This window comes from Pseudomonas sp. RP-B7 (assembly GCF_059803535.1).
In genome coordinates this window covers 1-22352 of record NZ_JAPFHC010000030.1, presented here as the reverse complement: position 1 = coordinate 22352, position 22352 = coordinate 1, and the positions used below count along the sequence as shown (strand labels likewise).

General features: G+C 61.1%; 20 protein-coding genes. 9 read left to right on the top strand and 11 right to left on the bottom strand.

All coding sequences use genetic code 11. The features are described from left to right. Positions 1-34: 34 nt before the first annotated feature. Positions 35-823 (bottom strand): helix-turn-helix domain-containing protein, encoded by a 789-nt coding sequence (locus OPU96_RS22815; protein WP_498559736.1) that lies wholly within the window; start codon positions 821-823, stop codon positions 35-37. Positions 824-906: 83 nt separating this feature from the next. Here OPU96_RS22815 and OPU96_RS22810 point away from each other — a divergent pair, with 83 nt between their 5' ends. After that, entirely contained in the window at positions 907-1212 is a 306-nt protein-coding gene (locus OPU96_RS22810; protein WP_226457651.1) for a DUF2834 domain-containing protein, read from the top strand. Beyond that, the gene (locus tag OPU96_RS22805) at positions 1205-1648 is read left to right on the top strand and encodes an MAPEG family protein (protein WP_498559735.1); all 444 of its coding nucleotides are present in this window, start codon (positions 1205-1207) and stop codon (positions 1646-1648) included. Before OPU96_RS22810 ends, OPU96_RS22805 begins: the two co-directional genes overlap by 8 nt. A gap of 119 nt (positions 1649-1767) precedes the next feature. On the opposite strand, the gene OPU96_RS22800 is transcribed toward OPU96_RS22805, so the two are convergent. The 3 genes from OPU96_RS22800 to OPU96_RS22790 are packed head-to-tail and all read right to left on the bottom strand — an operon-like array spanning position 1768 to position 4704. Beyond that, positions 1768-2691, bottom strand: coding sequence for a sugar ABC transporter substrate-binding protein (locus OPU96_RS22800; protein WP_226457649.1), 924 nt, complete (start codon positions 2689-2691; stop codon positions 1768-1770). A 43-nt stretch (positions 2692-2734) separates the two neighbouring features. Continuing rightward, positions 2735-3859, bottom strand: a complete 1125-nt coding sequence (locus OPU96_RS22795; protein WP_305390941.1) for a phytanoyl-CoA dioxygenase family protein — start codon at positions 3857-3859, stop codon at positions 2735-2737. Then, on the bottom strand, positions 3859-4704 hold the full coding sequence (locus OPU96_RS22790; RefSeq protein ID WP_192300492.1) for an SDR family oxidoreductase: 846 nt from the start codon (positions 4702-4704) through the stop codon (positions 3859-3861). Before OPU96_RS22790 ends, OPU96_RS22795 begins: the two co-directional genes overlap by 1 nt. Before the next feature lie 123 nt (positions 4705-4827). On the opposite strand from OPU96_RS22790, the gene OPU96_RS22785 reads away from it, so the two are divergent. Together OPU96_RS22785 and iolG are read left to right on the top strand one after the other, a co-directional pair. After that, positions 4828-5853 (top strand): LacI family DNA-binding transcriptional regulator, encoded by a 1026-nt coding sequence (locus OPU96_RS22785; protein WP_226457646.1) that lies wholly within the window; start codon positions 4828-4830, stop codon positions 5851-5853. Between the two features lie 34 nt (positions 5854-5887). After that, positions 5888-6892: an inositol 2-dehydrogenase gene (gene iolG / locus OPU96_RS22780; RefSeq protein ID WP_498559734.1), complete on the top strand. Its 1005-nt coding sequence runs from the start codon at positions 5888-5890 to the stop codon at positions 6890-6892. A 61-nt stretch (positions 6893-6953) separates the two neighbouring features. Here iolG and OPU96_RS22775 read toward each other — a convergent pair whose 3' ends face one another. From OPU96_RS22775 to OPU96_RS22760, 4 genes are all read right to left on the bottom strand, one after another. Then, positions 6954-7340 (bottom strand): hypothetical protein, encoded by a 387-nt coding sequence (locus tag OPU96_RS22775; protein ID WP_498559733.1) that lies wholly within the window; start codon positions 7338-7340, stop codon positions 6954-6956. Beyond that, on the bottom strand, positions 7337-8746 hold the full coding sequence (locus tag OPU96_RS22770; RefSeq protein ID WP_498559732.1) for a PAAR domain-containing protein: 1410 nt from the start codon (positions 8744-8746) through the stop codon (positions 7337-7339). Before OPU96_RS22770 ends, OPU96_RS22775 begins: the two co-directional genes overlap by 4 nt. Positions 8747-9023: 277 nt before the next feature. Beyond that, complete coding sequence (locus tag OPU96_RS22765) at positions 9024-10190, bottom strand: GGDEF domain-containing protein (RefSeq protein WP_498559731.1); 1167 nt, start codon at positions 10188-10190, stop codon at positions 9024-9026. 107 nt (positions 10191-10297) lie between these two features. Continuing rightward, positions 10298-11509, bottom strand: coding sequence for an MFS transporter (locus OPU96_RS22760; protein ID WP_226457643.1), 1212 nt, complete (start codon positions 11507-11509; stop codon positions 10298-10300). Between the two features lie 85 nt (positions 11510-11594). Between OPU96_RS22760 and OPU96_RS22755 the strand changes: the two genes are divergently transcribed. Beyond that, positions 11595-12416 carry an AraC family transcriptional regulator gene (locus OPU96_RS22755; protein ID WP_226457642.1) on the top strand — a complete coding sequence of 274 codons (822 nt, stop codon included), beginning with the start codon at positions 11595-11597 and terminating at the stop codon, positions 12414-12416. Between the two features lie 6 nt (positions 12417-12422). Here OPU96_RS22755 and OPU96_RS22750 read toward each other — a convergent pair whose 3' ends face one another. Further along, a complete protein-coding gene (locus OPU96_RS22750; protein ID WP_498559730.1) occupies positions 12423-14975 on the bottom strand; it encodes a bifunctional diguanylate cyclase/phosphodiesterase in 2553 nt (850 codons plus the stop codon). Positions 14976-15156: 181 nt separating this feature from the next. Continuing rightward, a complete protein-coding gene (gene proP / locus OPU96_RS22745) occupies positions 15157-16659 on the bottom strand; it encodes a glycine betaine/L-proline transporter ProP (RefSeq protein WP_192300486.1) in 1503 nt (500 codons plus the stop codon). A 283-nt stretch (positions 16660-16942) separates the two neighbouring features. Here proP and OPU96_RS22740 point away from each other — a divergent pair, with 283 nt between their 5' ends. Then, positions 16943-18346 carry an MFS transporter gene (locus OPU96_RS22740; protein ID WP_498559729.1) on the top strand — a complete coding sequence of 468 codons (1404 nt, stop codon included), beginning with the start codon at positions 16943-16945 and terminating at the stop codon, positions 18344-18346. A gap of 38 nt (positions 18347-18384) precedes the next feature. Here the strand turns inward: OPU96_RS22740 and OPU96_RS22735 are convergent, their stop codons facing one another. Then, positions 18385-19305 (bottom strand): bifunctional helix-turn-helix transcriptional regulator/GNAT family N-acetyltransferase, encoded by a 921-nt coding sequence (locus tag OPU96_RS22735; protein WP_498559728.1) that lies wholly within the window; start codon positions 19303-19305, stop codon positions 18385-18387. A 151-nt stretch (positions 19306-19456) separates the two neighbouring features. Here OPU96_RS22735 and OPU96_RS22730 point away from each other — a divergent pair, with 151 nt between their 5' ends. The 3 genes from OPU96_RS22730 to OPU96_RS22720 form a co-directional block, all read left to right on the top strand. Next, positions 19457-20485, top strand: a complete 1029-nt coding sequence (locus OPU96_RS22730) for a UV damage endonuclease UvsE (protein WP_498559727.1) — start codon at positions 19457-19459, stop codon at positions 20483-20485. 59 nt (positions 20486-20544) lie between these two features. Continuing rightward, on the top strand, positions 20545-21051 hold the full coding sequence (locus tag OPU96_RS22725) for a P-loop nucleotide/nucleoside kinase family protein (RefSeq protein ID WP_192300482.1): 507 nt from the start codon (positions 20545-20547) through the stop codon (positions 21049-21051). Positions 21052-21126: 75 nt separating this feature from the next. Beyond that, positions 21127-22352 (top strand): type VI secretion system Vgr family protein (locus OPU96_RS22720; protein WP_498559726.1); only part of this gene is annotated, 1226 nt, incomplete at its 3' end.

Genomic DNA, 22352 nt, shown 5'->3' with positions numbered 1-22352 from the left:
GTGGGGGTATCGCGGCAGTCTACGTACAGATATTTCACAAAACCAGCGCCGAATATTCTGCATAGGCGGCGCGCATTATCTGCCAGGTGTGGGCGTCGGCCGGAATCAGATGTTCGATACGCAGGGAGGTGAGTGTGATGTCCTGGGGCATGCCGAAGGTGGTGAAGGTTGACAGAAAGTTCAGCTCGCCCTGGGTTGAGCGGATACGGGTGAGTACCAGTGGCGGCAGTTCCTGGGGCGGCTCGGTGGGGCTTGGCGTCGGCAAACCGGTGAGCAACTGCGCCAGCGGCGGATTACCCAATGCCTCTCGGCTTGCGCGCTGCCAGGCCAGGGTGCGGATCTCGTCGGCATTGAGCAGGTGATCACCGAGGCCGCCGGGTTGCAACAGGGTGGTCAGCAGGTTCAAGCCATCGGCGGCGTCCGGCGCGATGCCGACCAGGCCAAACAACACCGCAGTACTGGCATTCGCCGCCAGCACTTGCCACTGGCTGTCGAGCAGAATCGCCGGGGCAGGATTGTTGGCGTGCAGCACATGGCTGACGGCTTCGCGAATTGCCGTCATGCCGGGTGCAGCGAGCGGGGTGGCGTTGTAGCGCGGGGCGAAACCGGCGGCGAGGAACACGCGGTTGCACTGCTCCAGAGGGGTCTCCAATGCCGTCAACAGGTTATGCAAAGTCGCGGGGCTGGGTTTGGCGCGGCCGGTTTCGAGGCAACTGAGGTGGCGCTGGGAAACACCAGTGATCAAGGCCAGGTCGAGCTGGCTCAGCTTGGCCTGGCGGCGCAGTTGGCGCAGGTGTTCGCCGGCGGTAGAGGGGGTGTCCATGGCAGGTTCATGACCTCCGAGGTCATTGCGAGGGGCAGAACCTTATCACTAACGTGAGCCTTCATCACGTTGAGGAACAGACCATGCCAAGACCCTATTTCGCCCTGGCCGGCTTGCTCGGATTTACCTTGTATACGGGGTTTACGATGCTGACGGCCGAGCAGTCGCTGCTGGCGTTTGCAGCGCAGTTGCTGTCGCGACCGGACACGGCGCAGGTGGTCATCGACCTGTACCTGATGGCCGTGCTGGCGTGTGTGTGGATGTACCGGGATGCGCGCAGGCGAGGGCGGCCGCTGCGTTCGGTGCTGCCGTATTTTTTGCTGACGGCGGTGTTTGTGTCGTTGGGTCCGTTGCTTTACATCGTGGTGAAGGGGTTTAGGGATGAATGATCTTTTACCTGTCTATGCGGGATGCGTGTTGGTGCTGTGCCTGAAGATGTTCGCCATTTCCTGTTATCAGGGATATTTCCGCATACGCGCACGGGCGTTTACCAATCGTGAAGACGCGGCCTTTTTTAATCGCAGAGCGCAGCCTATGGAGTTGCCGCAAGTGGCCCGCGCGGCCAGGGCGTGGGCCAATGACCTGGAAAATATCCCGCTGTTTTTTGCGTTGGGCGGGTTGTGTGTCGCGCAGCAGAGTGACAGCGCCGCGACCCTATGGTTGCTTGTGGCCTTTACCCTGACGCGGGTGCTGCACACGGTGATGTATCTGATGGGCTGGCAACCCTGGCGCACGCTGGCCTATGGCGTGGGTGTGGTGTGCCTGTTCGGCCTCGGCGCCGGGATTATTGGTAGCGCCATCGATCAACGGTGGGTAGAGCTTTAGCGAGGCTGCGAAGGTGGCGGCAAGACCAATAGACAGGTTGCCGGTGCTGGCGTCTTCGCAGGCAAGCCAGCTCCCACCGTTGACCGTGTTCACCAATCAAGATGTGGGAGCGTTCGGGGTTATGGGTTGAGGAAGGCTTGGTAGTTGTCCTTGGTGATCTGCTGATAGGGGATGGTCAGTTCAGCGGTGTAGGGTTGCTTCTTGACCATCTTCACCGCCAGGTCAATCGAGCCCACTGCCTGACCCTTGTTGTCCTGGTACACCGTCACCAGCAGTTGCCCTTTTTTCACTGCGTCCAACCCGGCAGGGCCGCCGTCGCTGCCGGCCACCAGGATGTCCTTGCCCGGCTGCATGCCGGCCTGGCTGATGGCCATGGCCGCGCCTATCGCCATCTCGTCCGCGTTTGCCGCCACCGCGTCGATCTTGCGGCCGGATACGATCCAGTTGTTCATCAGGTCAATCGCTTTGTTGCGCTGCCACTCTGCGCTCTGTTCCTCGACGATCTTGATATTCGGGTACTCCTTGAGCACGCTCTTGACCCCCAGCGTACGGTTGTGGGTAGCGTTGTTGGACAGTAGCCCGAGCATGATCGCCAGGTTGCCCTTGCCGCCCATTTTCTCGGCCAGGTAGCGCATCTGGATCTCACCGGCCTTGACCTCATCGGAACCCACGTAACCCACGCCCGGCGGCAGTTGCGGCGCGTCCGGGCGGCGGTTGACGTAGACCAGCGGGGTCTTGGCCTGCTGGGCATTGGTGCTCATCTTGGCGGTGGCGGCGGTGTCCACCGGGTTGACGATGATGGCGTCCATGCCCTGGGCAGTGAAGTTCTGTACCTGATTGAGCTGGCGCACTACATCGCCCTGGGCGTCTTCGAATTGCAGGGTCACACCGGGCAATTCCTTGGCGTGGGCGGCCATGTAGTCGCGCATTTGGGCGAGGAACACATCGTCGACCTGGGCGATACTCACGCCGATACGGATATCGGCCAGCGCCCAGGGCGTGACAGCCAGGGTAAACAGTGCCGCAAGGACTTGCTTCTTCATGGTTTTGCTCCGTTGTTATTGTTGTTGTTAAAACACGGGGGATTTACGCTTGGCGCTTGGCCCGCATCTGCGCCACGGCCGCTGCGAAGTCCGCTGGCGGCCAGCGTTCGCGCAACGCCTGCTGCATCAGTTGCTGCCCGGTTTGCGGGGCCAGGCCCTTCAGCGGCGGGTCGGTATCGAGGTTGGTGGGAAACGAATAGCCGTCGGCCGTGCAGGCGATCACCGCCTCGGCATCCAGGGCCGGGTTGGCGAGCAGGGCCGGATACACCGCCAGCATCATGCGGTCGCGGTCGAGGGCCTCCATGGGTTTGCCGAACGCCGAGGAGATTTGCAGCAGATTGGCCATGCGCTGGCGATCCGGCGTGCGGTTGGTGCCGGCCGCGTGGAACAGCGCCGGGTTGAAGAACAGCAGGTCGCCCTTGTCCAGCGGCAGTTGCACGGCGTGTTGCTGGAAGTAGTCGATAAAGTCCTCACGGCGCCACGCCAGGTAGCCCAGGGCGTATTGCTGGGAGAACGGCAGCAGTTGGGTCGGGCCGGTTTCCAGCGGCATGTCCGAATGGGCCACTGCACCTTGCAAGGTCAGGTACTGGGACAACACGTGCAAGGGCAGGGGGAAGCGCTCGACCACATCGTCGGTCTGGAACCCCAGGTGATAGTCACGGTGCGGTTGCTGCGCCTGGCCGCCGGGGTGCACCACATTGACCTGCGCCGTCACCTGGAAATTGGGCCCCAGCCACGCTTCGGCAATCAGCCCCAACAGCGGGTTGGCGTAGTACTCGACAAACGACTCGGGCGACTGCAGTGCGGCTTTCTGCAGTGAGTTCCAGATCCGCCCGTTGCTACCGGCCTTGGCAAAGTGGTCGGCGGCCACGCCTTGGGCGGCTTCGTTGGCGAAGATTTTCTCGAATACCTGGCTGTGACGGTCGACCACTTCCAGGTCTTCGTAGGCGCGGCGCACGACCATCACGCCCGGGCCATCACGGAACAGCCGGTGCAGTTCATTCATGGCCGTAAGTCTGTCGCTGTTGCGCAGTGCACGTGCCTGATAGATCGGCACGTTGTCCAGCACGTGCTGGCACAGCGGGTACTCTTCAGCCGTGGCCCGTTGCGCGCAGATCCGGCTGAAGTCCGCCAGGCGCACGGCATTCGCGCTCACGAACGCCGACATCACACACCTCCCGGCAGGCTCAGGGCCTGGTGCGGTTGCGGGCTGCCGCCGTCGGTGCAGCCCACCACGCCTTGCTCCAGGTCGATCACCGCGCCGGTCATCATTCCCGATTCACTGGACAACAGAAACGCCACGCTGCGCGCCACTTCCTCGGGCTTGAGCAGACGCCCGAACGGCTGCGCGCTTTCGGCCTGCTGCAACCAGCCGTCCCTGGCGCCGTGGTACTGGCGCTGGATCTGATCTTCGTGGGGCGTGTCCATCCAGCCGATGTTCAAGCCGTTGACCCGGATACGGTTGCGCAACGCACTGAACGCGACGTTCTTGGTCAGGATCGCCAGCGCGCCCTTGGACGCCGCATAGGCGCTGAGGAACGACTGCCCACCATGCCCGGTGACGCTCTGGATATTCACCACGGCGCCTGCCACACCTTTGCTGATCATCAGCTTCAGCGCTTCCTGCATCAGGAAAAACGGCGCCCGCACATTCACCGCAAACAGCTTGTCGAACAGCTCTGGCGAGGTGTCGAGGATGGTGCCGCGATCCGACATGCCGGCGCAGTTGACCAAGCCGTGCAAGGTGCCGAAGTGGGTGTGTGCGGCAGCGATGATCGCCCGGCAATCCTCGATATTTTCCAGATCCGCCTCGACAAAAAACGCCTGGCAATCGAGTTGCGCCAATTGCCGTACCTGTTCTTCGCCCTGGGTGCGACGGCGCCCGCAGATGATCAGCCCGGCGGCGCCACGCTGGGCCAAGGTATGCGCCACCGCCGCACCGAGGCCCTGGGTGCTGCCGGTGACGACAAAGTATTGGCCGCTGAACGGCATGGCGAGATCGGCGTTAGGCATGGAGTTCTCCGGAGTTTTTGTTGTTGTGAGTCGCCCGGCTCGACGCCGGACGAAACTGAGACTAGCATTGCGAAACCTCAGAAATACCCAAATAAGACCTCAAAAACACCTCAGGCGAACCGCATGCTCGAACGCGCAAAACACTTTTCCATCAAGCAGCTCGCAACCCAGGCGGGGGTGAGCAACGCCACGGTCGACCGTGTGTTGCACCAGCGCGGCAGCGTGCATGCGCAAACCCGGCGGCGCATCGAACAGGCGCTGGAGGAATTGGAGTCCCAGGAGAAAAATGGCTTGGCGATGGGGCGTACATTCCACGTCGACGTGATCATGCACACGCCCCAGCGCTTCAGCGCGGCGGTGCAGGCGGCGATCGTCGCGCAACTGGCCAGCCTCGCGCCGTTTCGGATTGCCCCGCGGTTTCACCTGTTCGAAGAGATCGCCCCCAAGGCCATGCACGATCAACTGCTGCGCTGCCTCGACACCGGCAGCCAGGGCGTGGTGCTCAAGGCGGCCGACGAGCCGGCGGTGAACCTGGCGGTCAAGCAACTGATCGCGGCGGGCATCCCGGTGGTGACCCTGGTGACCGACCTGCCGCAGAGCGAGCGCATCGGCTACGTCGGCATGGACAACCGCACCGCCGGGCAGACCGCCGCGTACCTGATGTCGCGCTGGCTGCCGGCGGTGCCCCAGGACGTCGCGGTGGTGATCGGCAGTGAGCTGTTCCGTGGCGAAGAAGAACGCGAAATGGGCTTTCGCGCCTGGCTGCGGGGGCGCTCGCCGCACTTGCGGGTGTTGGACGTCAGCGGTGGCTACGGGGTGTACGACCGCACGTTCGAGCGCGTGACCCGCGCGCTCAAACAGCACCCCGAACTCAAGGCGGTGTACAGCGTCGGCGGCGGCAATCGGGCGATTGTCGATGCGTTCGCCGCCCTTGGCCGTCCACTGGAGGTGTTTATCGGTCACGACCTCGACGAAGAAAACCGCCAGCTGCTGCGTGAAGAAAAAGTCGCCGCGATCATTGATCACAACTTGCAGATCGATGCGCGCAGCGTGTTTCTGCACATCCTGCAATTCCATCGGCTATGGAAGGCCGGGCCGATAGCGCCGTCACAGGTGCAGATCGTCACACCGTTCAACCTGCCGGACTGAATCTCCCCCAACAACAAAACCAGGAGTTTTCACCATGCTACGAATTGCCGTCCTCGGTGCCGGGCGCATCGCCAAGATCCACGCCGCCAACGTCGCCGCCCACCCCAATGCCACGCTGGTGCTGGTGGCAGACCCCTGGCGCGAAGGCGTCGACGCGCTGAGCACGCAACTGGGTTGCGAAGCCGCCTACGATTGCGCGGCTGTACTGCGTCGTGAAGACATCGACGCGGTGGTGATCGGCACGCCCACCGACACCCACATCGACCTGCTATTGGCGGCAGTCGCCGCAGGCAAGGCGGTGTTGTGCGAAAAACCCATCGATCTGGACATCGGCAAGGCACGCACGGCGGCCCAAGCGGTGGAACGCCAGGGCGGCAAGGTGATGCTCGGTTTCAACCGGCGCTTCGACCCCGACATGCTGCGCCTGCGTCAGGCCCTCGATGCCGGCCAGATCGGTGCGGTGCGCCAGGTCATCATCACCAGTCGCGACCCCGGCCTGGCCCCGCGTGATTACCTGGTCCATTCCGGCGGCATCCTGCGCGACATGACCATTCACGACTTCGACACCGCCCGCCATCTGCTCGGCGAAGAACCGGTGCAAGTCAGCGCCATCGCCAGCCGCCTGGTGGACCCCAGCCTTGCCGAGATCGACGACTACGACAGCGTGATGGTGTTGCTGCGTACCGCCTCGGGCAAGCAATGCCATATCAACTGCTGCCGCCAGGCGGTATACGGCTATGACCAGCGGGTCGAAGTGTCCGGCGCCAGCGGCGTGCTGCTCACCGACAACCATCGCCCCAGCACCCTGCGCCACTGGAGCGCCGCGCACACCGAAGCGCTGGAGCCGTTGCAGCATTTCTTCCTGGAACGGTATGCCGACGCCTATCGCAATGAGCTGACCCAGTTCATCGATGCGCTGAACGACGACCTGCCGTTGCCCACCAATATGCGCGACGGTTTGTATGCGTTGCACCTGGCGGATTGTGCGCTGGAGTCGGTGCGGACTGGGCGCAGCGTTGCGGTGAGTTACGATCTTTAGCGGTAGATGCGGGTTGGGAAATGGGGACGGCCCCCATTTCTCCCGATGCGACGAGCCGCAGTTAAATCAATTCGAGCTTAACGGCTATGCCAAAGGTCATCATGACCAATAAGAGGCCGATCATGGACCATTCCAAAAATACCAACTTGCGTTTGAGGGAAGGAGGGAAGCCCGCTAAGTCTTGAGCGTTCAATTGGCCTTTTCTGAGCTGGTAGCTTGGGAATGTAATAAGTCCGCAAATGCCGCCTATGAACATCAGTTTTCCCCAGGGGCCGGCATGTAGGATCGGAGCCCAAGTCGTGATTGCCGGACTGTTTTTGAGATGTTCCAGCATCACGTCCGCCTGGGTATAAGCCAGGTGCAGGCATACGCCGATCCAAAGGAAAATCCCGATGAAGTCGGCAAGCGCTATGGTTAAAAGAACTGTATCGCCCGTGCTCAGTGTCATTTAACAGTCTCGTAGATTTTCTCGCCTACCCATCCGCCAAATGCGTTGCCCAGGGCGCCTCCCGATACTGAGCCCGCGCCAACCACGACGAGCCCGCATGCTAAAGGAGCTATGCCGACGGTTGGTATGCCCAGCCCGACACACAGCCCGCCGACAACAGCCGTTGATAGCGCCGCCCCCGCCAAGGCCCCACCCCCTAGCGACCCTGCAAAGCTACCTGTTTCGGTAAATGTGATCTTCTCGCAGGCTTCATCGTTACCCGCAGAACACACGTTTTTCACCTTCATATAAGAAGCCCCACCACCAATCGCTGTACCGACCCAGCCTCCATATTTGATCACCGTCGAAGCTTTCACCAATTGTTGGATGTGGGTCGCGTAGCCGGGTATCTGGCCCGGTGCCCCGGCCTGTGTCCACCGATGAACAAGGCTGCGGCTTGATATCCCCAACGCGGTTTTCAGGTTGGGATGGTCGGGGATACCGGCGCTTCTGCGGGTCAAGGAGGTGAGGTGGGTATCAAGCCGGGCCAGCAGGTTTTTGCGTTCGGCGAAGAACTCTGGTGATCGCAAGTGCCCGTCCTTGAGGAATGCTTTTTGGTGCAGTGCTTCGATCTCTTGCAAGATTGTTTGTAAGTTGTCCAGGTTCCTGGCGAGCATGGTTTCACCCGTCCCAATAGCGGTTGAGCTGTGAGCCAGGAAACTTTGGATCTGCTCGCGGTGGCGCATCATGAAGTCCGCATCGGCTGCACTAAGAGGGTTTATCGCGTCATTGGTGAGTGCCGCTGCTTCCAGTAACTGGTTTTCTTCTTTGCTGCATTGAAAATTGTTTGGATCGCTAAGCACGATCAATGAGCCGGCTTTAACGTTGTCTGTTCGGGGGTTGAGTGTTCGGAACTTGGCCATTGCTGCTGGGTCTGGCGTTGGAAATAACGTGGCTTCCAGAGCTTCGCGGGTCGTGCTTTGGGGAACGATATAGAAGCCGGGTTCTTCACCTTGTGGGCTGTTAAGCGAAGAGGGCGTCCAATTTCTTGAAGGACTGTACGTTGGCTGATTCGGTGTCGCCGAGGTGCGGGCCTGAGTCATCGGCGCCGGTTCAGCGGCTGATCTCATGGTCGGTCGTTCGCAGCCTTCGTTGCGGTAGATCGCCGTGTAGACCGAGGGAATGAATCTGGCTCGGCAGGGGCAACTGCTGAAACTGTCCAGCGTGCCGGCCATCAGCCTGCCATGACTGTTCATGTGGGAAATACCGCCGAGTATTTTATAAATGCCCGGGTGCTTTCCACAGGTCACTCGGTCTCCCTCACAGGCGTGGAGGAGGCCATAGATGTCTATGCTTGGGTCGCCATCCAGGACTTTCCCGCCGCAGTTGGTTTTGTCACCCAAGCCAATGAAGTAGCCGTCACTCATTTATATCGTCCTTTTTATGCAGTAAGTAAACGTGCGTTTATTACGCAGTCACCCTGATAATTTGGATATTCGAAGTACAGCCGGACGCCTCCGGCTATTGCTTAGGAAAAGTCATCTGAATATGTGGGATATGGTTGCGGTAGCGAGTTAAAAGCGCGTAGGCGGGGATGGAGGGCGCGGCGTTTTGGTGCTGCTGGGGTGATGGGCCTCAGTCGCACGATGCACGGCACCGGGCGCGAATGGCTTACCGCACGGTGAAATTCACCCTCGGCGATGGCTAGCCGAATGAACTCGCGCCGGTGCGATCCACCAACCGAATGCTGTCGCGTCCACCGCGCTTGGTTTCATAGAGCGCGGTGTCACCCTGTTCGATCAACTCCGTGAGGCTCGCGGGCGGTTGGTCGAACAGGTTGGCGCCGATGCTCAGGGTCACTGGAGTTGGGGTCGCAAAGGTTTGCGAAGTGAACTGAAAAAAATCCCCGCGCAGGCGGCTGCCGAGGTCGACGATCTGTTCGGTCGAGGCCGGGTGCAGCAGGATCACAAACTCATCACCGCCCAGGCGCGCGGCCAGTGCGCCACGGGGGATCACCGTGCGGATCATCTCGCTGAGGGCGATCAGCAGGCGGTCGCCGGCGATATGGCCATACAGGTCATTGACCGGCTTGAAGTTGTCGATGTCGATCAGCAGCAGTGCGCCAGGACGGGCCGGGGAGATCTGCGCCAACAGGCGCGGCGCGCGCAAATCCAGGGCGCGGCGGTTGTACAGGGCGGTGAGCGGGTCGCGGGCGGCGAGGCGGGCGATCTGTTGTTCGCGGCGGTAGCGTTCGGAGCCGGTCATCGACAGGGCGATCAGCATGATTGCCATCGCGCCCTCCACCAGGGAAATCTGGATGATCTCGCCCTTGAACGAGGCCAGGTCGATCAAGGTGCCCGGGATCAGCACCGACAACGCCTTGGCCACGTAGAACGAGCCGTGGAACAGCAGCACATAACGCAGTTGCACCGCGCCGATGCTCAAGGATTTGCCATGGGGCCGCAGCATGAAGCTCGCCCGCAGGGTCGGCGCTGCCACCAGCAAGGATTGCACCGCCAGCATGGCTTTGGACCACAACAGGTCGCTCGGCAACATCAGCATCCCCAGCCAGATGAGCGGCATCAGTAGCCAGCGTCGCGACAGCCGCACCTGGGTGAAGCGCGCGACGCCAAGCAGGAACAGAAAATGCGCGATGACCAGCAAGCCATTGGCGAACCAGATGCCGATCATCAGCAAGCCGTTGGTGCGCAGCAGGGCCAGGGTGGAGCCGACGGTGATGGTGGCGAAACCGGCGCTCCAGAACAGCAGCGAAGGTTCGCGCACGCTGCGCCATTCAATCGCCAGGTACAGGGCGGCAGCGGCGGCAAGGGCCACGGTGAGGGCCAGAATTGTAGGAGGGTCGAGCGTCATGTCTTGCCGAGTCTGCCTGGTGTGCGTTTAAACCGGGATTGTAAGCGCACACGCAGGTTTTCAGAACACACTTCGTACTGGCATACGGCCAGGCGACGCGCGGCCGATCAGACGCCTTTGGTCGAGGGCAGCAAGATCGTCAGGATGCCCACCAGCGGCAGGAACGAACACAGCTTGTAGACATACTCGATGCCGTGGTTATCCGCGAGCAGACCGAGCAGCGCTGCGCCAATCCCACTGAAACCGAACATCAGGCCGAAGAAGATCCCGGCGATCATGCCTACGTTGCCCGGCACCAGTTCCTGGGCGAACACCACGATGGCCGAGAAGGCCGACGCGAGGATAAAGCCGATCACCACGCTGAGCACCGCGGTCCAGAACAGGTCGACGTAGGGCAGGGCGAGCGTGAACGGCGCGGCGCCGAGGATCGAGAACCAGATGACTTTTTTGCGGCCGATCTTGTCGCCAATCGGTCCGCCGGCAAACGTACCGACGGCAACGGCCCCCAGAAACAGGAACAGGTACATCTGCGAACTGGCGACCGACAGCTGGAACTTCTCGATCAGGTAGAAGGTGAAGTAGCTGGTAAGGCTGGACATGTAGAAGTACTTGGAAAACACCAGCACAGCCAGCACCACCAGGGCAAAGCTCACACGGCCCTTGGACAAGCCATGGGTGGCTTTACCGCCCTGCTTGAGCTTGAACAGATTGAGGTGGTGGCGATACCAGCGGCTCAGGCCGTACAGCACCAGGATCGCGAACACTGCAAACAGACCGAACCAGGCGATGTGGCCCTGGCCGTAGGGAATGATGATCGCCGCCGCGAGCAATGGGCCAAGGGCGCTGCCGGTGTTGCCGCCGACCTGGAAGGTCGATTGCGCCAGGCCGTAGCGACCGCCGGAAGCCAGGCGGGCGACGCGCGAGGTCTCTGGATGGAAGGTCGAGGAGCCCACGCCGACCAGGCCGGCGGCGAGCAGGATCGCCGGGAACGTGCCGACAAACGCCAGCATCAGGATGCCGACCAAGGTGCACACCATGCCCGCCGGCAGCAGCCACGGCTTGGGGTGGCGGTCGGTGTGATAGCCGATCCACGGTTGCAGCAGCGAAGCGGTCAGTTGGAAGGTCAGGGTGATCAGGCCGACCTGGGCAAAGCTCAGGCCGTAGTTGGCCTTGAGCATCGGGTAGATCGACGGCAGCACGGCCTGGATCAGGTCATTGATCAAATGCGCCAGGGCGCAGGCGCCAAGGATGCGCATGACCAAGGGGCTGGTTTGGGACGTAGTGGGGGCAGCAGTGGGTGACGCGGTCAGGGTCGACATGCAGGCATTCCATACAGGGGTGGCGAGTACTTGAGCCCGCCACTTATTTCAAAATGATTCGGCGTTCATGCTAGATTTGCAAAAAATGCCTGTCTCGCGAAATTCGGGCAGTAATCATCGCAAAAAGGGCGAAATGATCAAATCACTGGATAAATTTCTGCAGGAGATCGACGAAGGCGACTGGGCGGTGATCAGTTCGGCCACCGATTATCCCGAAAACTGGGTGATCCCTGACCACAGCCACGAGAAGCACCAACTGCTCTATGCCATCGAAGGCGTGATGGTGGTGCACTCGGCGCAAAATCAGTGGACGGTGCCGTCCAATCGCGGCTTCTGGATGCCCTGCGGGCATGTGCATTCACTGCGTTGCGTGGGCCCGTTGAAAATGCGCAGCGTGTTTGTGCGCCCCAACGCGTTCCCGAACCTGCCCACCGAGACCAAGGCGGTGAGTGTATCGCCGTTGTTGAGCGAACTGATCAAGGCCTCGGTGAGCTTGAAGCCGCCGTATGCCGAGGATTCGCGGGACGCGCGGATCATGCACCTGATCCTTGACGAGCTTGCGCTGCTGCCGGCCTTGCCGCTCTCGCTGCCGCAACCGGCCGACCCGCGTATCCAGCAGATCTGCCAGGCATGGCAGGACGATCCGGGCGACGCCTCCACCGTGGCCGACTGGAGCGAGCGCCTGGACCTGGACCAGAAAACCATCCAGCGCCTGTTCCGCAAGGAAACCGCGATGACGTTCGGCCAATGGCGCCAGCAAGCGCGCTTGCTGCTGGCGCTGGAGCGGATTGCGGTGGGGGAGAAGATTATCGACGTGGCCCTGGAACTGGGCTATGAAAGCCCCAGCGCCTTTACCAGCATGTTCAAGAAACAGTTTGGCAAGACGCCGAGTCAGTTTTTCAGGTAGGGCTGGTCAGCGGACCAGCAACTGATTGAAGGTGTCCCGGTCCAGGGGCCGACTGAGGAAGTAACCCTGGCCTTCGTCGCATGCCACGGCCTTGAGCAAGTCCAGGTGTTCAGCGGTTTCTATGCCTTCGGCGGTCACGGTCAGGGACAGGGCACGGCCCAGGCCGACAATGGCCTGGATGATGGCTTTGTCATCGTCGCTGTCTTCGAGCCGGCTCAAGAAGCTGCGGTCGATCTTGAGCCCATCGAATGGAAATGCGCGCAAGTAACTCAGGGAGGAATAGCCTGTGCCAAAGTCATCCATAGCGATGCGTATTCCCAGTGCTTTGAGGGTGTGCATGATCGCCAGGGCGCCTTCGGCGTCTTCAAGCATGACGCCCTCAGTAATTTCCAGTTCCAGCCGTGACGGGTCGATACCCGAAGTGCCCAGCGCTTGACTGACACGCGCCACCATGTTCCCGCGCTTGAACTCAGAGGGAGAAAGGTTGACCGACACGAACAGGGGGGCCGGCCACTGGGCGGCACAGGCGCACGCCGTCTCCATTACCCAGTCGCTGAGCGACAGGATCAGCCCCGACTCTTCGGCAATCGGGATGAAGGTGTCCGGTGCAATCAGGCCGCGCACCGGGTGTTGCCAGCGCACCAGTGCTTCGGCCCCCACCATCTCGCCGTCAGCGATACGGTAGCGGGGCTGGAAGTGCAGGCGTAATTCTCCATGCTTGATCGCGAACCGTAAGTCGCTTTCCAGGCGGCGCCGCTCAATGATCCGTGCATTCATGTCCGCGGAATAGAAGCGCCAGGTATTGCGGCCGGCGGATTTGGCTTCGTACAGCGCGATGTCGGCATAGCGCAGCAGTTCGGCCGCGTCGCTGGCATCGTTGGGTGCCAGGGCGATGCCGATGCTGGCGCTGATGAACACCTCCTGCTCATCGATCCCGATGGCGCCCTCGATGGACGCAATCAGGCGTTGGCAGAGTTTTTCGACGTCATCCTGAGTGCCTGTATCAGTGAGGATCAGCACAAATTCGTCGCCGCCCACTCGAGCTACCAGGTCGCCATGGCGCACGCAGTCGACGAGACGGTTGGACACGACATTGAGCACGCGGTCGCCAGCTGCATGGCCGAGCAGGTCGTTGACTGGCTTGAAGCGATCAAGGTCCAGGGTGAGCATGACCAACGGCTGCGCCAGAGGCGACGCGGCCTGGAGCTTGCTGTTGAGGAAAGCTTGCAGACGTGTACGGTTGGGCAGCCCGGTGAGAGCGTCGTGCTGGGACAGGTACTCGATTCTGCGTCGCGCCTCGACTTCATCGGTGACATCGGTGGCCGTGCCGCGAAACCCGCCACAAGGCATTTCCCGGGCCGAGAGCCGGGTGCTACGCGCCTGACCTTGGGCATCGACGTAGCGGCACTGCACGCTCAGGTCTGGGCGTCTGCCGGGTGTGGCGAGCCATTGCGACAAGTGCCCGACGTCCGTGTCGAGCAGGTCGTTCATCGCTGCGCCCATCCAGGCCTGTCTGGCGAGACCGGTGACGCTTTCGAAACGTTCCGATAAGTAGGTGAAGTGCCAGGTGGCGTCAATTTCCCAAACCCAGTCGGAACTGGCCTCTACCACGTCGCGAAACCGTGCTTCGCTGGTGGCCAGGGCCGCCTGGCTGCTTTGCAATGAAGCGTGGCTGGCATCAAGGGCCAGGGCGCTGGCAGTGGATCGACGCAGGATCATCCAGGTCATCGCGCACACCAGTAGTGCCGCCAGGCCCAGCAGGGGCAGGCCTACGCCCACCAACTTCAGACCGGGGCGCTCCGGCTCCCAGTACAGGCTGCCGGCGGCGCCGTTGTCGCCGAGGGGTAGCAGGGACTTGCCGATTTCTTCGGAGCTGGCGATGTGGAGGTTGGCGACGCCAAAGTCATCGCCGATAGCATCCAGTTTGGCGCTGTCCAGAATGTCGACGAAGATCAACACGGAGGGCCGCCTGCCGTCCGGCAATACCGTGGGGTCGGTGCCGGGGGTGATCGCGGCAGCCGCCACCAGGGCAGGGCTGCCGCGCACGTTGATAAAGCTCGTCACCGGGGTTTCGGAGGCGGCCCCGGCACGCGCCTGTTCAATAATGGGGTCAATGGATTGGCCAAGCCAACTGCTCAACTCCAGCGGCTGTAGTTTGCCCTCGACCACTGCATATACCGTGCGATTCACGTCGCTGACGACAAAAAGCCCTTGAAAGCCGAAATCCTGGAACAGTGTCGGGCCGACATTTTCGCGCACGTAGGCCCAGTCGGTGTCCACTTGAACGTGCAGGTGTTTGTACGCGTCGCTCCAGAACGCATAGTCTTTGACGGTCAAACGCAAGGATTTGTCCAGGGACTGCATGGCCTTGCGAGCGTGAAAAGCGCTTTCAGCCTGTTCGGTGCGATCCATGTCGTAGGCGAGGTAGACCAACGAATAGACGACCGCTGCAAAGACACCCGCCAACAGGGCCATCAGCTTGAATAGTGATGTGCGAGTCAGTGATAGGCTGGTGCGATTGGACAGCGTGCGGACAATTGGTGCATGGGAGTTCGGCATTATTTCCCGCAGGACACTTCTGCAAGTCAGTTCGATGACAGGCTATCGGCGCCCTTGGCGAAATAATGAGGGGGAAGGGTAAACACGCTTCAGTCATCAGATGGATAAAAGCAGGCCTCTGCTCGGCCCAGCCTTGCCACGTCGGATAACGTGGCAAGGCTATTGGCGGCGCAGACTTGCTTCAATTTATGCGCGGATGCTGCTGCACCAAGTTTTTGCGTTTGGCTTCCAACTCGGCAATCTCGGCGTCGATGTCTTCGATCTTCTGCTCGATATTGTCGTGATGTTCCTGCAACAACTCCTTGGCCTCTTCCATGTCCGACGCCGCCGGTGCCGCGCCGCGCAGGGGTTTGTTGGCGGTTTCCTTCATGGTCAGGCCGGTGATCAGGCCGACCACCGCGAACACCATTAGGTAGTAGGCGGGCATGTACAGGTCGTTGGTGCTTTCCACCAGCCAGGCCACGGCCGTCGGGGTAAGACCGGCGATCAACACCGAGACATTGAAGGCACTGGCCAGCGCGCTGTAGCGCAGGTGGGTGGGAAACATCGCGGGCAGCGTCGATGCCATCACACCGATGAAGAAGTTAAGCACCACCGCGAGGATCAGCAAGCCGGCGAAGATCAGGCCGATCTTGCCGCTGGTGATCAGCATAAACGCCGGGATCGACAGCACCAACAAGCCGATGCTGCCAGCAATGATGAAGGGCTTGCGGCCGATCTTGTCGCTGACAAAACCAATGAATGGCTGCACGAACAGCATGCCGACCATGATCGCGATGATGATCAGCACACCGCTGTTTTCTTTGTAGTGCAGGTTGTGGGACAGGTAGCTCGGCATGTACGTGAGCAGCATGTAGTAAGTCACGTTGGTTGCCGCGACGATACCGATGCAGGTCAGCAAGCTGCGCCAGTGCTTGGTCGCGACTTCCTTGAAGGAGACCTTGGGTCCGTGGCTCAAGCCTTCGCGGTCGCCTTGTTCGAGCTTGTCCATGTGCTGCTGGAACGCCGGGGTTTCTTCCAGGGCGTGGCGCAGGTACAGGCCGATGATGCCCAGGGGCAGGGCAAGGAAGAACGGCAGGCGCCAGCCCCATGATTCGAAATCGGCCTCGCCCAATACGCTGGAAATCAACACCACGACGCCCGCACCCAGCACGAAACCGGCGATGGAGCCGAAGTCCAGCCAACTGCCGAGAAAGCCGCGCTTGCGGTCCGGCGCGTACTCGGCGACGAAGATCGAGGCGCCGGTGTACTCACCGCCCACGGAAAAGCCCTGAGCCATTTTGCACAGCAGCAACAGGATCGGTGCCCAGATGCCAATCGAGGCGTATCCGGGGATCAGGCCGATGGCAAAGGTACTCAGGGACATGATCACGATGGTCGCGGCGAGGACTTTTTGCCGCCCGTATTTATCGCCCAGTGCACCAAAGAACAGGCCACCCAGGGGGCGGATCAGGAACGGCACGGAGAAGGTGCCCAGTGCGGCAATCATCTGCACGCTGGGGGACGCGTCGGGGAAGAACACTTTGCCGAGTACATAGGCGACAAACCCGTAGACGCCAAAGTCGAACCACTCCATGGCATTGCCCAGTGCGGCGGCGGTGATCGCCTTGCGCATCTTGGTGTCGTCGACAATGGTGATGTCTTTCAACCCGATGGGGCTGACGCTTTTCTTGCGAGATTTCATGGGCACCACTCTAAATCTGAACAGGGGAGGTGCCATCGTGGCGATGGCACCGCTCTGAAAGGTCAGATACAGGCGGATACGAAATAATTCACCACTAATTGCGTTTTTTTGCTGAGGCCTGCGTTTTTGTCGTGGTCGAGGGGGTGTTGTCCTACGACTTGTTTTGGTTTGGCGTAGTGTTTCAGATTGACAGCCCCTAGATCGCCCGCTATAAAAGTCACAGTTGTACGACGACATATGACGTTACGTATGTCCTACCTAACAAAAATAAAAAAGTGATGCCATGAATTTGAACGAGCCCATCAACGCCCAGCGCGTTGGCCAAGCGGTAGGCAGCTATCGCTGGACCATCTGCGCGATGCTGTTCTTCGCCACCACCGTCAACTACCTCGACCGCCAGGTGCTCAGCCTCCTGGCGCCACAGCTGTCTACGCAATTTGGCTGGAGCAACACCGACTACGCGAACATTGCGGCGGTGTTCCAGTTTGTCTATGCCATCTCAATGCTGTACGCCGGGCGTTTTGTCGACAAGATCGGCACCAAGGCCGCTTATATCGTCGCGATTGGCATCTGGTCTACCGGCGCGATCATGCATGCGTTTGCCGTGCCGATGGGCGAGGGCATCGCTGCGGTCAGTGGCGCGATTGGCCTGGCGGTGATCCCGGTGTCGATTGCCGGTTTCATGTTGTCCCGCGCGGTGCTGGCGGTTGGCGAGGCGGGTAACTTCCCGATTGCGATCAAGGCCACGGCCGAGTACTTCCCGAAGAAAGAGCGCTCATTTGCCACTGGCATTTTCAACTCCGGGGCCAACGTCGGCGCGATCCTGGCGCCAATCTGCGTGCCGCTGATCGCGGGGCTGTGGGGCTGGGAGGCGGCCTTTATCGTGATCGGTGCGTTGGGTTTTGTGTGGGTAGCGGTGTGGATCGCCTTCTACCAGCCGCCCGAGCAGCAAAAGCGCCTGTCGGCCGCAGAACTGGCGTATATCCGCAGCGACCAGACCGTGCAGCCCTTCACCCCGGCGCCAGCGGGTGCAGTAGAGAAAAAAGTCTCGTGGTTCAAACTGCTCACCTACCGTCAGACCTGGGCATTTGCCTTTGGCAAGTTCATGACTGACGGCGTGTGGTGGTTCTTCCTGTTCTGGCTGCCGACTTATCTGTCGGCGCAATACGGCATGAAAGGCGCCGACATCGTGATGCCGCTGGCCGTGCTCTACAGCATGACCATGGTCGGCAGCATCGGCGGCGGCTGGTTCCCAAGCTACTTCATGGCACGCGGCGACGCGCCGTATGACGGGCGCATGAAAGCCATGCTGGTGATCGCGTTGTTCCCGTTGGTGGTGTTGCTGGCACAGCCGTTGGGCTATATCAGCTTCTGGGTGCCGGTATTGCTGATCGGCGTGGGGGCGTCAGCGCACCAGGCGTGGTCCTGCAACATCTTCACCACCGTGTCCGACATGTTCCCGCAGAAAACCGTGGCGTCGGTGGTCGGTATCGGCGGCATGGCCGGTGGCCTGGGCGGCGTGGTGATGACCAAGGTCGGCGGCTGGGTGTTCGACTACTACAAGTCGATCAACGATATTCACACCGGCTACATGATCATGTTCGCGATCTGTGCGCTGGCGTACCTGGTGGCTTGGAGCGTGATGAAGACGCTGGTACCACGCCACAAGGAAATCACCGACCTTTAAGTGACGACTTCCCGCGCTGGCGGCAGCGCGGGAAGGCTTTACAGCTCACGGGTCCAGGTTTCGCTGATCAACGATTTGCCGAAACTCTCGGTGGGTTCTTCCTCGACCAACTGGAAGCCGGCTTTCTGATAGAGCTTGCGGGCATCGGTGAGGATGTTCACGGTCCACAGCAGCATGCTTTTGTAGCCGGCCTGCCGGGCAAAACGCAGGCACTCATCCACCAGGCGCTGGCCAATCCCCATGCCGCGCGCACTGGCGTCCACATAGAGCATGCGCAGTTTGGCGGTGTTGTCGTCATGGCGCACCACGAACACCGAACCCACCACTTCGCCGTCTTTTTCCGCGATCCAGCAGCGCTCGCAGCTGCGGTCAAAGTTCCTCAAGTACTTGGCGACAATCTCCGCCACCAGCGCCTCGAACTCCCAATTCCAGCCGTACTCACGGGCATACAGTGCCGATTGTTGTTGCACCACCAGCCCCATGTCGCCGGGTTGCGGGTCGCGCAGCAGGTAGCTCGGCGCGGTGCCTTGCAGCAGGGCCTGGATGCGTTTCATCGCGCCTGTCAGTTGCTGCTGTTGCCGTTCAGGCAGGGCCTGGAGCAGGGCGATCACTTCGTCCTGGGTCTGTTGTTCCAACGGCGTCAACACGCTGCGACCGAGGTCGCTGAGGTGCAGTTGCACCGCGCGGGCATCGGTGACAGAGCGGACTTTCTGGATCAGGCCTTTCTTTTCCAGCCCACTGATCAGCCGGCTCAGGTAACCCGCATCCAGGCTGAGCATCTGGCACAGGTCGGCGCTGGTCAGGTCGCCTCGGGACGACAACTCATACATCACGCGGATTTCGGTGAGTGAAAACTCGCTTTGCAGCAGATGCTCCTGCAGCACACCAATCTGGTGCGTGTAGAAACGGTTGAAGCCACGGATGATGCCGGCGCGTTCGACCAGAGGGGAGATAGACATGATGGTGTCCAGATGGTTGCCTTTAGCAATTATATTGTTGCCTTGAGCAAATATGTCAAAGCCTTTGCTCGTGCAAAATCCACTGAACCTCCTGCGTAGACCAGCGCCTAACCCCGTATCATCCCGCCCTCAATTTCCGCCAGGCATTCCCATGACCCATCCCCGCATCGGCTTCGCATGCCAATACAAGCACCCTGAACGGTTGCTCTCGGCCAGTGCCATGAAGCTGATCGAAGGCCCGTTCAACCCGCGCACCACCACCTTGCGCTGGATGGACGGTGTGACAGCGCAGGAGGCCCGCGCCAAGCTGGTCGAAGTGGTCACCCACAACCTTGCCGCGCAATTGCGCCTGCTCACTTACGTCGCCGGGCTGCCGCCGACCTTGCGCATGCTGCGTCTGAGCAGCGACCTGTTGCCGTTCTACAGTCACCCCAAGGTGGCGGCCGTGTACAAGGACCCGGCCATCGAACAGCAACTGGTCGAGGGGTTTGCCGCCATCGGCGAGCTGGCGCGGGCGTCGGACATCCGCCTGTCTTTCCATCCCGGCCAATACTGCGTGCTGGGCTCGGAGAATCCCGGCGTGGTGGAAAACAGCCTGGCCGAATTTGAATACCACGCCGATATGATCCGCATGATGGGCTATGGTCGACAATTCCAGGACCTCAAGTGCAACGTGCACATCGCCGGCCGCCTTGGGGTGGAAGGCACCCGCGCCGTCTGGACGCGCTTGTCGCAAGTGGCGCGCAACTGCATCACCTTCGAGAACGACGAGAAAACCTACGGGCTGGATCACTGCCTGCAAGTCGCCGACCTGGCGCCGGTGGTGCTGGATATTCATCACTGCTGGATCAACGAGAATGAGTACATCGATCCCCACTCGGAACGGGTGGCTCGCGTCATCGACAGCTGGCGCGGTGTGCGCCCGACCATGCACTACTCCCAGCCCCAGGAGAGCCTGCAGGAGCTCGGCTTCGACGCCGAACACAAGCTGGAGATGGATGCGCTGATGCAGGTGGTGTCCAAGCGCGACCTGTACGGCCACAGCGCGCAGATGTGGAACCGCTGGACCAACGACTACGCGCTGCAGTTTCTCGACCGTTTCGACATCATGCTCGAAGCCAAGGACAAGAACGTTGCGTCCCTGGCGTTCTACGAACATTGGCAGCGGCATACCGCCTGAGTTGCGGGGTATCACTGATGCCGGGCATGCTGGGTAAACCGACACAAGGAAACGTCCCCATGCCAACCCTGCATCTGCTATGCGGCAAGATCGCCTCCGGCAAGTCCACCCTTGCCAACACCCTGGCCACTGCGCATGCCGCACTAGTGCTCAGCGAAGATCACTGGCTGGCGCAGCTGTACCCGGGTGAAATCCTGTCCATCGCGGATTACCTGCGCAGCGCCCAACGTATTCGTGGTGTGCTGGGGCCGCTGGTGGTCAACCTGCTGCAATCGGGCGTCAACGTGGTGCTGGATTTTCCGGCCAACACCCTGGCCAACCGCGAATGGCTGCGCGGCCTGGCGCAGACAGCCCAGGTGCCGCACTGCCTGCATTATCTCGAGCTGGATGACGCCACTTGCCGCGCCCGGCTGCATGCCCGAAATGCGCGGGGCGAGCATGACTTCGCGGCAACCGATGCCGAGTTCGACCTGATCACCCGTCACTTCAGTGTGCCGAGTGAGGAGGAGGGGTTGGTGATTGAGGTGCATCGCGCAAGAGGAGATCAGGAAGCACCCTTCTCTTAAAGTCGAATCTTCCGACATTAATCTGGGATAACAAAACTTTACTCTCTGGACTCTCACGCGTTCAGGAGTAAAGGGATGACTTCCAGCGTACTACCGAGCCCATTTTTCGATCACAGCCGTCACGTGCTGTGGGTTCGTAATGTCGGTGCCATGCTTGATGTACTGGCCTTCGAAGGCGAAGAGCAGCTCAGCCAGCCGTTCAAGTACCGCATCGAATTCACCAGCCCCGACCTCGACCTCGCCGCCGACTCCATCCTCGGCCATCAAGCCAGTTTCAGCCTGCACGCCCCGCCACAAAAACTGCCGCTGCTGAGCCTGTCGCCCCCCAAGATCAAACCCCTGCGTACCCTGCACGGCGTCGTCACCGCCTTCGCGCGCCGGTCCGGCTCCAATGACCAGGCCACCTATGCAATCACCCTGCAACCGCGTCTGGCCCTGCTTGAACGTGGCCGACAGTTGCGTATCTACCAGCACCAATCCGTGCCCGAGATCGTCGAACACATCCTGCGCAGCCGCCACGCTTTCGAAGGGCAGGACTTCCTGTTCACCCTCAAGCGCGACTACCCCCGGCGCGAACAGGTCATGCAATACGGCGAAAGCGACCTGGCCTTTATCAGCCGGCTGCTCGCCGAAGTGGGCATCTGGTATCGCTTCACCAGCGACGAACGCCTGCGCCTAGAGGTCGTCGAGTTTTTCGATAGCCAGCGCGGTTACCAATTCGACGTCGAACTGCCTTACCGCCCGCAATCCGGGCTCGGCAGCAGCGGGCAGGACGGCGTATGGGCGTTGCAATCGAGCCACCAGGTCGTCGAGCAACAGGTCAGCGTACGCGCCTACCACCACCGCGACGCCAGCGCCCACCTGAACGGCGGGATCGAGCAGAGCCGCGGCGGGGCCTACGGCGATGCCTACCACTACGCCGAACCCTACAGCGTCCTCGGCAACCGCCTCGATCAAGACGAAGACCTGCCATGCGAAAGCGGCTACTTCTACGCACGCTTGCGCCACGAGCAGTACCTGAACCAGCAGACCCGCCTGAGCGGCCTTAGCAGCAGCGCCACCCTGGCGCCGGGCCAGGTCCTCAGGATCAGCGGCGGCGCACCCCAGGCGTTCCAAACCGGTGCAGTCATCACCCGCCTGACCACCCAGGCCGCGCGCGACCGCAGCTTCGAAGCCGCCTTCGAGGCGATCCCCTATTCAGAAACCCTGTGCTTTCGCCCGGCTCCGCACGCCAAACCGCAAATCGCCGGCACCGTCCCGGCCCGCGTCACCAGCCCCCAGGCCCACGACCCTTACGGCCA